Genomic DNA, 12,513 nt, shown 5'->3' with positions numbered 1-12,513 from the left:
GTGCAAGCGCTATCCCGCCGTCGTGGACACCCGGATCGGCGCTCCATGCGGACCACCAGCGGGAATCACCCCTGGATCCGTTGAGTCGTTTCACCTAGAGTCGAACCCGCAGCACCGGACCCACCCGTCTCACCCGCACCACAGAACCCCGATGACGAGGATCGACGTGACCACCTCCCCCACCGCGACCACCCCCGCGACGCCCTCCACCACGGCGGATCCCGACACCGCCGCCCGCTCCCTCGAGACGGCCACCGCCATCACCGCCGCCGGGACCGACGGCCGCACCCCCGTGCTCGCCACCCGCTTCACCGCGGGCGCCGCCGCCGGCGCCCCCGCGATGGCGCGCGCCGAGCTGATCGCGACCGCCCACGGCGTCTACGAGGCCCGGATCGACGGCCGCCCCGTGAGCTCCTCCGTGCTCGACCCGGGCTGGACCGTCTACGAGTCCCGCCTGCAGGTCCAGCGCTTCGACGTCACCGAGCTGCTGCGCCCCGGCACCGAGCAGGAGCTCGCGGTGACCCTGGGCCGCGGCTGGTGGAACGGCGACCTGGGCTTCGCGGACGCCCACGCGAACTACGGCGACCACCAGGCGCTGCTCGCCGCCCTCGAGATCACCTTCGCGGACGGCACCGTCCAGCGCGTCGTCACGGACGATTCGTGGACCGCGACGGACTCCCCCATCACCTTCGCGACCCTCTACGACGGTCAGCGCGAGGACCGCCGCCTCACCCCGGGCGATCCCCGGCCCGTCGAGACCACACAGATCGACCGGGGCACCCTCATCGAGCAGGCCTCGCCGCTGATCGTCCGCCACGAGTCCCGCCGGCCCGAGAGGATCTGGACCTCGCCGTCGGGGAGGACGCTGCTGGACTTCGGCCAGAACCTCGTGGGCTGGCTGCGCTTCACGGTCACCGGACCCGCGGGCACCGAGATCACCCTGCGCCACGCGGAGGTGCTCGAGCACGAGGAGCTCGGCACCCGCCCGCTGCGCGCCGCCGAGGCCACGGACCGGATCGTCCTCGCGGGCGACCCGGCCGGCGAGACCTTCGAGCCCACCCTCACCTTCCATGGCTTCCGCTACGCGGAGATCACCGGCTGGCCCGGGGAGCTCACCGCGCAGGACGTCGAGGCGGTCGTCGTCGGCTCCGACATCCGCCGCACCGGCTGGTTCGAGTCCTCCCACGCGGGCGTGAACCAGCTGATCAGCAACTCGATCTGGTCCCAGCGCGGCAACTTCCTCGCCGTCCCGACGGACTGCCCGCAGCGCGACGAGCGTCTGGGCTGGACCGGTGACATCGCGGCCTTCGCCGCGACCGCCGCCTACCAGTTCGACGTCCAGGACTTCCTGCACAACTGGCTGCTGGACCTGCGCGCGGAGACCGCCGCCAACCCGCACGGCTGGGTCCCCTTCGTGGTCCCGGACCTGCTCAAGCTCGCCGCCTTCCCGAAGGAGGACGAGGTCGAGGCGGCGGACGCCTGGAAGGGCGCGACCGCCATCTGGGGCGACGCCGCCGTCTGGGTCGCGCAGGCGCTCTGGACCGCCTACGGCGATCTCGACCAGCTGCGCGCCCAGTACCCCGGCATGGTGCTGCACCTGGAGTCCGTGGAGAAGGCCCTGTCCCCGAGCGGGCTCTGGGACCAGGGCTTCCAGTTCGGCGACTGGCTGGACCCGGACGCCCCGCCGGAGGACGCGGCCGCCGCGAAGGCGGACAGGTACGTCGTCGCGACGGCGTGCCTCGTGCGCTCGGCCCGCTTCGCCGCCGAGGCCGCCGCGCTGATCGGCGAGGAGGCCGGCGCCCGCCGCTGGCAGGAGCTCGCGGACCGCACCCTCGCGGCGTTCACCGCGGCGTACGTGCAGGAGGACGGGACGATCACCTCGGACTGCGCGACCGTCTACGCGCTCGCGATCGCGTTCGACCTCCTCGACCCCGCGACCCGGGAGAAGGCCGCCGCGCGCCTCGTCGAGGTGGTCCGCGCCGCGGAGTACAAGGTCTCCACGGGCTTCGCGGGCACCCCCTTCGTCACCTGGGCGCTCTCGGAGACCGGCCACACGGAGGACGCGTTCCGCCTGCTGCTCGAGGAGGGATGCCCCTCGTGGCTGTACCCCGTCTCGATGGGCGCGACGACGATCTGGGAGCGCTGGGACTCGATGCTGCCGGACGGCACCATCAACCCCGGCGAGATGACGAGCTTCAACCACTACGCCCTCGGCGCGGTCGCGGACTGGATCTACCAGGTCGTCCTCGGCATCCGCCCGGCGGCCCCCGGCTACGCGGAGGTGCTGCTGCAGCCCACCCCGGGCCCGGGCATCGACTGGGCGAAGGGCGCCTACGACTCGGTCCACGGCCGGATCGAGGTCGAGTGGTCCGCGGCCGAGGGCGGCTTCTCCCTCGCGGCGACGATCCCCTCGGGCGTGCCGGCGCGGGTCGTGCTGCCGGACGGCTCCGAGCAGCAGGTCGTCGGCACCGGGGAGCGGGTCACGCTCGCCTGAGCAGGGGCGGAGGGCGGCCGTCGGCGCCGGGGCTCAGTCCCCGGCCCGGCGGGCGCGGCCCGTGGAGCCGCGGGCCACGAAGGCGGATTCGAAGCGCCAGGTGAGACCGTCCTGGTGGGCGGCCGGGTCCTCGACGAGCGCGTCGATCGCCGCCGCGCCCATCTCCCGCCGCGGCACCCGGATGGTGCTGAGCGGCGGGTCGGTGACGGCGGCGAACTCGATGTCGTCCCAGCCCACGATGCTGATGTCCTGGGGGACGCGGAACCCGGACTCGCGCAGCGCGGCGAGCAGGCCGATCGCCATGACGTCGTTGTAGACGAGCACGGCGCCCAGCTCGAGCACGAGCACGCTCTCCGCGGCGGCGCGCCCGCCCTCGACGGTGGGCGGGAAGTGGCCGACGTCGACGACCTCGACGTCGAGCTCGTCCGCCGCGCGGGCGATGGTCCGACGGCGGCGCCCCTCGGACCAGCTGCGGGCGGGACCGCCGACGACCCCGATCCGCCGGTGCTCGAGGGAGCGCAGGTGCCGCAGGGCGCCGCGCACGCCGCTCAGCGCGTTCGGGGCGACCGCCTCGAGATAGGTGTGGGTGCGGTTGACCAGGGCGATCCGGGTGAGCCGGGCGGCGGCGTCGAGCTCCTTGGCGCCCATCCGCGGGGAGCACAGCAGGATGCCGTCCACCTGCGGGGCGAGGGTGCGCACGAGCGGCAGCTCCCCCTCGGGGGTCTCCTCCGCGTCGGCGAGCAGGAGCTGCACCCCGTGGTGGCGGGCCCGCTCCTGGGCGCCCTTGAGCAGTGCGGGGTAGAAGGGGTTCAGGAGATCGGGGACGACGACGCCGAGCACACCGGTGCGGCCCGTGATGAGCGTGCGGGCGCTGCGGTTGGGGCTGTAGCCGAGCTCGTCGACGGCCTGCTGGACCCGCTCGCGGGTGGTGGTGCTGACCATGGCGGGCTTCTGCAGCGCCCGGGAGGCGGTCGCCACCGAGACGTCCGCACGGGCGGCCACGTCGCGCAGGGTGATGCCCACCGCGCCTCCTCTCCTGGGCCCGTCGTCCCGGGTCCCGACTCCGCCGGGCCGCCGTCCAGCGGGACCTCGTCGCCGCCGGTGCGGACCGGGCGGAGCCCCATCGTGCGGTGCGGGGCCCCATGAATGCAACTGTTTCACCGCCGCTGACCCGGAAACCTGACGGGAGAACGCTTGCCGGGCAGGCGTCGGTGTGCAATCGTTTGCAGCACAGCGGGCGGCACCGGCCCCCGCCCTTCGCTCCCCCTCCCGGGAGCACGGAACGCTCGAGGAGGAGCCCCGTGGCACGACCGCTGACCCTGCACCCCCACCGCGCCCTGCCCGCGGATCCCGCCGTGCGCGCGATCGCCGTGCGCATCCTCGAGCAGACGGCGCCGCTGCCGCTGATCTGCATGCACGGGCACGTCGAGGCGGAGGCGTTCGCCCGGGACACGCCCTTCGCGGACCCGGCGCAGCTGCTCATCGTCCCCGACCACTACGTGACCCGCATGCTCGCCTCCCAGGGGGTCGACCTCGCGGACCTCGGCGTCCCGCGCACGGACGGCGGCGCGGTCGAGACCGACTCCCGCACCATCTGGCGCCGCTTCTGCGAGAACTGGCACCTCTACCGCGGCACGCCGTCGCGCTACTGGCTCGAGCACGAGCTCGTCGAGGTGTTCGGGGTCCACGAGGCGCCGTCGGCCGACTCCGCCGACCGTCTCTACGACCGCATCGCCGAGGCCGTCGCCGATCCCGCCTTCCGGCCCCAGCAGCTGCTGGACCGCTTCGGCATCGAGATCATCTCGACGACCGACCCGGCCTCCTCGGACCTCTCCCACCACGCCTCCCTCGCTGAGCAGGGACTCGGCGAGCGGGTCGTCCCCACCTTCCGCCCCGACGCCGCGCTCATGATCGGCCGCGACGGCTGGGCGCAGGAGGTCGAGGCCCTCGGCGCCGCGGCGGGCCGCGGGATCGGCGACCTCGCCGGGCTCCTCGACGCCCTGCGCATCCAGCGGCGGCGATTCGTCGCCGCCGGGGCGCGCGCGACGGACCACGGCCACCTCAGCGCCGCCGCCGCGCCGATGGACGAGGCGGCCGCCGCATCGCTCGTGGCCTCCGCCCTCGCCGGCACCGTGCCCACCGCGGAGGAGGCCGCCGCCTTCGAGGCGCACATGCTGCTGCAGATGGCCGCGATGAGCTGCGAGGACGGCCTCGTCATGCAGCTGCACCCCGGTGTGCTGCGCGACCACGCGGGCGGGATCCTCGAGCGCCACGGCCGCGACAAGGGCTACGACATCCCCGTCGCGACCGAGTACACGCGCTCGCTGCGCCCCCTGCTCGAGCGGTTCGGCCACGACCCGCGCTTCCACCTCGTGCTCTTCACGGTGGACGAGACCGTCTTCTCCCGCGAGATCGCGCCGCTCGCCGGGGCCTACCCCTCGGTGCGCTACGGCGCGCCCTGGTGGTTCCTGGACTCGCCCGACGGCATGCGCCGCTTCCGCGAGGCGGCGACGGAGACGGCAGGCTTCTACAACTCCTCCGGCTTCGTGGACGACACCCGCGCCTTCGCCTCGATCCCCGCGCGCCACGACCTCGCCCGCCGCATCGACGCCGGCTACCTCGCCCGCCTCGTCGCCGAGCACCGCCTCGAGGAGGACGAGGCCACGCAGACCGCGATCGACCTCGTCACCACGATCCCCCGCGCGGCCTACCCGCCCCTCGCCCGCTGAGAGTGGCGCCCGGGAGCGCACGCGCGGCGACCGCGGCGGTGCGCCCAGCGCCGGGGAGGCGGTGCGCCCCTGCGCCGGACGGGGGTCAGCCGCGGCGGAGGACCGGCACGATGCCGAGGCCGAGGGCGACCCCGTCGAGCATCCGCGGCAGCTCCTGCTGCTGGAACCGCTCCCCGTAGGCCGCGTGCGCGGAGGCGATCTCCTGCGCCGCGGCCTGCGCGTTCGCCGGATCCGCTGCCGCAGGGGCGGTGGTGCCGCGCACCTCGAGCCGCAGGGTGCTCGTCCCCTGCCGGAGGCGGCCGGTGAGGTCCAAGCGGAACGGCGCGCGCCACAGCAGGCCGGCCGCCTCCCCGTCCACGCTCACCGCGGCGATCTCCCGCACGGGCGGGGCGAGCAGGGCCCGGTAGCCGCTGCCGGCGCCATCGTCGGGGAGCACCGTGCCCGGGCCGAGGTCCAGCACGAGCGGCCCGCGGGCCTGCTCCGCGTCGAGGGTCACCGTGCACTCGTAGGCGAGCCAGGGCAGCTCCGCGGCGTCCTCTCCCGGGACGAGGTGGGGCAGCGTGACCGGGCGCGGGTCCTGTCCCGGCGCCTGGAGGGTCCAGGGCCCGTCGAGCGGGAGCACCGTCCCGGCGGGCTCCGTCGTGGATTCGGCGCCGGTCACGGCGAGGCCAGGGTCGTCGGTCGCGAGGAGCAGGAGCGCCTGGTAGGGGTGCAGCTCGAGGCTCCCGCCCCCGGCGGGGAGCGCGCGGCGCTCCCCCGTATCCGGGTCCACGAGCAGCAGGGCGGCGCGCGGCTCGCGCACCGTGAGCTCGATGCGGCGCAGCTCCGGGCCCGTGTTCGCGAGCAGGAACAGGTCGCCGTCGGCCAGGCGCCGGCGCAGCACGCCCACCTCGCCGCCGGAGCCGGTGAGCGCGAGCGGCGGCGGCAGCACCGATCGCAGCGCGGCCTCGAACCCGCCCTCCGTGATCGGAGCGGGGTGGGGTGACGGCTCCGCCGCCGGAGCCGCGGTGGTCATCCGTGCATCAGCAGGCGCGGTGATGGTCGGAGGTGCGGCACCGCCCACGGCGATCACGTGGCCACCGGCTTCGCGCACCCGGTCCAGCCAGGCGGCGGTCGCGGCGGGCACGCGGGTCACGTGCGGGAGCACGACGACCGGATAGGCGGCCGGGTCGAGCCCGGCGCTCCCCTGCTCGCCGGCGAGCGCGTCGTCGTCGACGAGGTCGTAGTCATAGCCCGCGCGGCGGATCGCCTCGGGGATCGCCGGCCCCACGTGGTCGCGGCACGCCCGCCACAGGTCGTGGCCGGCGCCGCGGGCGGCGCGCACGTCGCCGTAGGGGAGGTAGAGGGCGACGTCGGCCCCCGGCTCCCCGCGGCGCAGCACGGTGCTCAGACGCGTCAGGTGCGCCAAGAGCTCCGGCATCGCGGGCCACCAGGCATTGCGGTCGTCCAGCGCGCCCGCGGCGTAGAAGGTCCAGCCGAGGCCCGCGGCGTCCGGCGCGGTGTAGGGCCAGCCGTGGCCCACGAGGTGGGTGATGCCGAGCAGCAGGTGCTCGTGCGCCTCGCCGAGCAGGTCCAGGGGCGCGGCGCGGAAGGAGGGCGAGTGCACCCAGGTCCACACCTCGCTCGAGACCACGTCGCGGCCGTCGAGGTGCGCGGCGGAGGACGCCCAGCGGGACTGCGTCATCCCCGTCCAGCCGGCACCCTCGCCCTCGATGAGGTGCGCGCCGCGCTGGGCGGAGAGCGTGATCGGCGGCTCCCCGTAGCCCTGCAGGCGGAACCGCGTGCCGTGCTCCTCCGCCCAGTCCCGGCAGGTCGCGACGAAGCCCTCCGCGACGAGCTCGGAGAGGGTGAGGCCGTAGTCCTCGCGCAGCTGCTCGGCGCCCTCGCCGCCCATGTGCAGCAGCGGGAGGCGCTCCAGCAGGTCGTAGCCGCGACGCTCCGCGAAGTGCGCGGGCAGGCCGGCCGTCCATCCGGCCTCGTACACCTCGAGGCTGTCGCTGAACACGGAGCCGAGGAGCTCGGCGGGCACCGCCTCGAGGATCGCGCCGCCCACCACGTCGAGGTGGTGGCGCACGGCCTGCGCGCTCAGATGGTCCACGACGGGTCCCTCGCTGCCGGCCGCGGCGCGCTTGACCTGCTGCCCGGTCACCTCGGACCACGCGAGCAGCACGGTGCGCGGGCCGCGCCCGGCGGGGAGGACGAGCGGACCGTGCTCCGGGGGCTCGAGCCGCTGCCAGGCCGAGGGCGGCAGGCCGTCGCCGAGGTGCACGGCGATGAGCTCGTCCTCCGGCCAGCGCGGGCTGAGGTCCACGGTGAGGGGCTGCGGGCCCAGGTCGCGCCGCTCCCAGCGGATCCGCCGCGAGGCGTGCTCGGAGCCCACGTGCGCCCCGCCGTAGGACCATCCGCTGCCGAGCGTCACGTCGCAGCGCAGGCCGCGCGCCCGGGCGGCCTCCGCGGCGAAGCGGAGGTGGCCCTGCACCTCCGGGGAGAGGTAGTCCGGGGCGCCCGGGCGCAGCGGGTACACGAGCGCGATCTCCACCCCGCCGATCCCCGCCGCGGCCATCGCGTCGAGCTCCCGCTCGAGCTCGCCGCGTTCGACGTCGGGCCCGAACCACCACCAGCGCATCATCGGCCGGGCGGCGGGATCGGGGCGGGCGAGGTCGGCGAGCACCTGGGCGGTGGTCATGGATCTCCAGGATCGGCGGGTCGGGGACGTGCAGGCGGGGCGGGCGGGCCTCAGGCGGTGGGCGGGGTCCAGGTGCCCACGGCGTCGGCGCGGGCCCAGGGCACCGCCCCGTCCCCGTCGAGCTCGCTGAAGGGACGCCCCTCGTCGAGGGAGCGCAGCAGCACCGCCTCGATGTCGTCGACGACGGGGTGGGCGGCCTCCCCCTCCCCCTCCCAGGTCACGCCCGCCTCGATGGGCAGCGGATCGGGGACGGACTGGATCGCCTCGAGCACCGCGGAGAACGCGCCGGAGTCCTCGAGCGGGCTGATGAGCGCCACCGAGCGGTCCCGCACGTGCGCGAGCAGGTTCTGCACGAGATCCGTGCGGGCGTACTCGCTGCGGGTCACGGTGCCCGCCGCGTCGACCCGCTCGGAGCGGTCCGCCGTGTACCAGAGCCGCACGCGGCCCTTCTCGGCGAGCACCTCGACCCACGGCTCCGAGGAGTCGGGGGCGACGGTCGTGAGCGCGGCGAGGACGGGCGGGCCGTCGCCGGCGGGGGCGACCCGCAGGAAGGTCGTGTCGTCGGCCTCGATGTCGTGGGCGCGGCGCAGCTCGGTGGTCACGCCGGCCACGTCCTCGATGCGGCGCAGGCCCGCGATCGCGAGGGCCGCGTGCACGGAGTGGGCGAGGGGGTTGGTGGCGACGCCGTCGGCCACGCGCCGGCCGTCGAGCCGGCGCCGGCCGGCCCAGCGGGAGCGGTGGTAGTAGGCGCGGTCGCGCACCCAGGCGCCGTAGGCGCGCACCGCGGTGACCTTCCCCAGCGTCCCCGCGCGGACGATCTCGCGGAGCTCGTCGATGCCGGCGCCGCCGCGCGCCTGGAAGCCCACCTGGATCGTGCGGTGCGCGGCATCGGCCGCCTCCGCGAGCATCCCGAGGTCCGTGAGCGCGGGGACGGGCGGCTTCTCGAGGTAGACATGGCTGCCGGCGGCGAGGGCCTCGAGGGCGAGCGGCACGTGCGTGTCGATCGGGGTCGCGATGATGACGACCTCGGGGCGCCGCTCCTCGCCGAGCGCCTCGAGCAGGCCGCCGAGCGTGGGGTGGTGGATCGCGGCGAGCTCTGCGGGCGGCTCGGCGACGTCGACGACGCCCACGAGCTCCGCGAGCCCCTCCCCTACGAGACGGTCGAGGTTCACCAGGTGGTGGGCGCCGAAGCCGCGGGTGCCGACGAGGGCGACCCGCACGGGCGCCGCCCCGGCCGTCCCCTCCTCCGTCGTGACGGGCGCGCCGGCCGTGCGGACGCTCATCGTGCCGCTCCCGCCGGGGCGGGCACGCGCGAGAGGTCGAGGCCCAGGAACTCGGCGACGTCCACCGGGGCGCCGGTCGCGAGGGACTCGTTGCCGCAGATCCCCACGCTGATCGCGCGGAGGCCGTCGGTGTGGTCGGAGGGCCGGCCCAGGCCGCTCGCCTCCTCCTCGGTGGGGCCGACGAACACGTCCCGCAGGAGCAGGGCGTCGCCGCCGCCGTGACCGCCCACGCCCTCGGGGATCTCGACCTCGCGGGCGGGTGCGAAGTGATGCTGGACGACGAGTCGCTCACCGCGCTCGCGCACGCCGGAGTCCTCCGTGGTGACGGCGACGGCGCTCGGGTCGACGTGGGCACGGCCGTCCTCGTCCTTCGCGACGACCTCCGCCCGCTCGATGACCTCGAGCTCGGCGCGGCCGCGGGTGCCGTTGACCGCGACCCGGTAGCCCTCCCAGGGGCTGTGCGCGTTCAGGGCGTAGGTGAGGACGGGCCCGCCCGCGTAGTCGACGATCGCGGTGAGGTTGTCCTCGGTGGTGATGCCCCGGTCGAAGACGGAGCGGTCGCGCTGGTAGCCGTCGTGCCGCTCGGCCTCGAGGTACAGGGCCTCGAGCCGCTCGTCGGAGCGGAGGTCCAGCTCGAAGGGGTCGTGCGGGCCGTCGTGGGTGCCGCGCTCGGGGAGGGCGGCCTGGCCGCGCTCGGCGGCGGCGTCGGCCCCGTAGAAGCGCAGCCCGCCGCGGGCGTAGACCCGCGCCGGGGTGTCAGCGAGCCACCAGTTGACGAGGTCGAAGTGATGGGCCGCCTTGTGGATGAACAGGCCGCCGCTGTTGGTCTTGTCGCGGTGCCAGCGACGGAAGTAGTCCGCGCCGTGCTGCGTGTCCAGCACCCACTCGAAGACCACGGAGACCACGTCGCCGATCTCGCCCGAGGCGATGACCTGCTTGAGCGCCGTGTTGCGGGGGCTGTAGCGGTAGTTGAAGGTGACGACGACGCTGCGGCCGGTGCGGTCGATCGCCTCCTGGATCGCGCGGGCCGAGGGGGCGTCGATCGTCAGCGGCTTCTCGACGACGACGTCGGCCCCGGCGTCGAGGGCCCGCACCACGTGCTCGGCGTGGAGGCGGTCCACGCTCGTGACGATCACGCGGTCCACCGCGAGCTCGGTGATGACCTGCTCGAGCTCGTCCGGTCCCGCGAGGCGCACGTCCGCGAAGGCGGGGACGCGGTCGCGGTGGAACTCGCGCCGGGCGGGGTTCACGTCGAGCAGGGCGACCAGCTCGGCGACGTCGGCGTGGGGGCCGGCGATCGCGTCGAGGTACATCTGGGCGCGATGGCCGGATCCGATGAGGGCGTAGCGGGTGCGCATGGGGCTTCTTCCCTGGGTCGCGGGGCGGGGGTGCGGGGTGGCGGACTGCATGGTGAGGGGCGGGGTCATTTGATGCCGGTCGTGGCGAAGCCCCGCACCAGGAACTTCTGGCCGAAGAGGAACACCAGGAACAGCGGCACGAGGGACAGGATCGACATGGCGAACATGGCGCCCCAGTCGGAGGAGCCCTGGCTGTCGAGATAGGACTTCAGCGCGAGCGGCACCGTGAAGTGGTCCGGCGTCGTCAGGTAGATGAGCGAGCCGAAGAAGTCGTTCCAGGTCCACATGAAGGTGAAGATCGTGGTGGTCGCGAGGGCCGGCGTCATGAGCGGCAGCACGATGCGGAAGAAGATCCGCAGGTGGCCGCAGCCGTCGATGCGGGCGGCCTCGTCGAGCTCCCGCGGGATGCCGCGGATGAACTGCACCATGAGGAAGATGAAGAACGCGTCCGTGGCGAGGAACTTCGGCAGGATGAGCGGCAGCATCGTGTTCACCCAGCCGGTCTGGGAGAACATGATGTACTGCGGCACGATCACGACGTGGATCGGCAGCATGAGGGTCATGAGCATGACCGCGAAGGCGATGTTCCGGCCCCAGAACCTCAGCCGCGCGAAGGCGTACGCGGTGAGCGTGCAGGCGAAGAGGTTGCCGATCACGCAGCCCACCACGAGCAGCGTCGAGTTCAGGATGTAGTGGCCGAAGTCGAAGGACTGCGCCGTCCAGCCGCGCACGTAGTTGTCGATGTCGAAGGACAGCGGCCACAGGCTCGCGTTGCGGAAGATCTCCTCGTTGGGGCGCAGGGAGGAGACGACCATCCACAGCAGCGGGTAGATCATGATGATGCTCGCGACGATCATCGCCGCGTGCTTGAGCACGGCGCGGCCGCTGCGGCCGGCGCTGCCGCCGGTGGCCCTGCGGCGGGGAGCGGTGGGGGCGGGGGTCGCCGGGCGGCCCGGGACCTCGGGGGCGGCGGTGGAGAGGTCAGTCATCGTAATGCACCCAGAACTTGGAGACGAAGAAGTTGATCGCGGTGAAGATCGCGACGATGACCAGCAGCAGCCAGGCCATCGCGGAGGCGTAGCCCATGTCGAACTGGGTGAAGCCCTTCTGGTACAGGTACAGCGTGTAGAAGAGCGTCGAGTCCGACGGCCCGCCCGTCCCTCCCGAGACCACGAAGGCCTGGGTGAAGGTCTGGAACGCGTTGATCACCTGCAGCACGAGGTTGAAGAAGATGATCGGCGTCAGCAGCGGGATCGTGATCCGGAAGAACTGCGACACCTTCGAGGCGCCGTCCACGCTCGCGGCCTCGTAGTACATCTGCGGGATCTGCCGCAGGCCCGCGAGGAAGATGATCATCGGCGAGCCGAAGGTCCACACGTGCAGCAGGATGATCGTCCACAGCGCCGTGTCCGGGTTGGACACCCAGCCGGGCAGGTCGGTGAACCCGAGCATCCCGAGGAAGCGGTTCACGAGGCCGTCGGCGCCGAACATCTGTCGCCACAGGATCGAGATCGCGACGGAGCCGCCCATGAGCGAGGGCAGGTAGAACACCGAGCGGTAGAAGGCGAGGCCCTTCATGCCCTGGTTGAGCACCACGGCGAGCAGCAGCGCGGCGATGAGCTGCAGCGGCGTCCCCACGATCACGTAGGTGAAGGTGACCACGAGCGAGTGGTGCAGGCGGGTGTCGCCCAGCATCTCGCGGAAGTTCGCGAGGCCCACGAACTCGGGCGGGGCCAGCAGGCTGTAGTCCGTGAACGAGAGCGCGAAGCTCGCGATCATCGGGATGATCGTGATGCCCAGGAGGCCGATCAGCCAGGGGGCCATGAACACGAGCGAGATCTTGTTGTCCGGGTGCTTCTCGCGCACCCCGCCCTTCTGGCGGCGGGACACGATCTGGGTGAGCTCTCCGACAGCGCTCATCGGGTGTCTCCCTTCTGTGGGGCCGGGCTGCGGGGCGGGGTGC

Annotated in this window: 8 protein-coding genes; 2 read left to right on the top strand and 6 right to left on the bottom strand. The window is 73.8% G+C overall.

Annotated elements, in window-relative coordinates; all coding sequences use genetic code 11:
- Positions 1-166: 166 nt before the first annotated feature.
- The gene (locus tag NLU66_RS04605) at positions 167-2,494 is read left to right on the top strand and encodes a glycoside hydrolase family 78 protein (RefSeq protein ID WP_259361767.1); all 2,328 of its coding nucleotides are present in this window, start codon (positions 167-169) and stop codon (positions 2,492-2,494) included.
- Positions 2,495-2,527: 33 nt separating this feature from the next.
- On the opposite strand, the gene NLU66_RS04600 is transcribed toward NLU66_RS04605, so the two are convergent.
- Entirely contained in the window at positions 2,528-3,517 is a 990-nt protein-coding gene (locus tag NLU66_RS04600; protein WP_259361766.1) for a LacI family DNA-binding transcriptional regulator, read from the bottom strand.
- 278 nt (positions 3,518-3,795) lie between these two features.
- On the opposite strand from NLU66_RS04600, the gene uxaC reads away from it, so the two are divergent.
- A complete protein-coding gene (uxaC, locus tag NLU66_RS04595; protein ID WP_259361765.1) occupies positions 3,796-5,223 on the top strand; it encodes a glucuronate isomerase in 1,428 nt (475 codons plus the stop codon).
- Between the two features lie 85 nt (positions 5,224-5,308).
- Here uxaC and NLU66_RS04590 read toward each other — a convergent pair whose 3' ends face one another.
- The 5 genes from NLU66_RS04590 to NLU66_RS04570 form a co-directional block, all read right to left on the bottom strand.
- Complete coding sequence (locus NLU66_RS04590; RefSeq protein WP_259361764.1) at positions 5,309-7,909, bottom strand: glycosyl hydrolase; 2,601 nt, start codon at positions 7,907-7,909, stop codon at positions 5,309-5,311.
- Positions 7,910-7,959: 50 nt separating this feature from the next.
- Positions 7,960-9,192 carry a Gfo/Idh/MocA family protein gene (locus NLU66_RS04585; RefSeq protein WP_259361763.1) on the bottom strand — a complete coding sequence of 411 codons (1,233 nt, stop codon included), beginning with the start codon at positions 9,190-9,192 and terminating at the stop codon, positions 7,960-7,962.
- Positions 9,189-10,550, bottom strand: coding sequence for a Gfo/Idh/MocA family protein (locus NLU66_RS04580; protein ID WP_259361762.1), 1,362 nt, complete (start codon positions 10,548-10,550; stop codon positions 9,189-9,191). Before NLU66_RS04580 ends, NLU66_RS04585 begins: the two co-directional genes overlap by 4 nt.
- Before the next feature lie 65 nt (positions 10,551-10,615).
- Positions 10,616-11,539, bottom strand: a complete 924-nt coding sequence (locus NLU66_RS04575; RefSeq protein ID WP_259361761.1) for a carbohydrate ABC transporter permease — start codon at positions 11,537-11,539, stop codon at positions 10,616-10,618.
- Complete coding sequence (locus NLU66_RS04570) at positions 11,532-12,470, bottom strand: carbohydrate ABC transporter permease (RefSeq protein ID WP_259361760.1); 939 nt, start codon at positions 12,468-12,470, stop codon at positions 11,532-11,534. The genes NLU66_RS04575 and NLU66_RS04570 overlap by 8 nt, the downstream gene beginning before the upstream one ends.
- Positions 12,471-12,513: the final 43 nt, after the last annotated feature.

Origin of the sequence: Brachybacterium sp. NBEC-018 (assembly GCF_024860185.1) — a bacterium.
GTDB classification, from domain to species: domain Bacteria; phylum Actinomycetota; class Actinomycetes; order Actinomycetales; family Dermabacteraceae; genus Brachybacterium; species Brachybacterium rhamnosum.
This window is presented reverse-complemented; position numbering and strand designations above follow the sequence as displayed.

Excerpts from the sequence above, each read along its gene's own strand:
- NLU66_RS04570 (WP_259361760.1), bottom strand. The coding sequence starts at position 12,470 with ATGAGCGCTGTCGGAGAGCTCACCCAGATCGTGTCCCGCCGCCAGAAG.
- NLU66_RS04590 (WP_259361764.1), bottom strand. The coding sequence starts at position 7,909 with ATGACCACCGCCCAGGTGCTCGCCGACCTCGCCCGCCCCGATCCCGCC.
- NLU66_RS04585 (WP_259361763.1), bottom strand. The coding sequence starts at position 9,192 with ATGAGCGTCCGCACGGCCGGCGCGCCCGTCACGACGGAGGAGGGGACG.
- NLU66_RS04580 (WP_259361762.1), bottom strand. The coding sequence starts at position 10,550 with ATGCGCACCCGCTACGCCCTCATCGGATCCGGCCATCGCGCCCAGATG.
- NLU66_RS04575 (WP_259361761.1), bottom strand. The coding sequence starts at position 11,539 with ATGACTGACCTCTCCACCGCCGCCCCCGAGGTCCCGGGCCGCCCGGCG.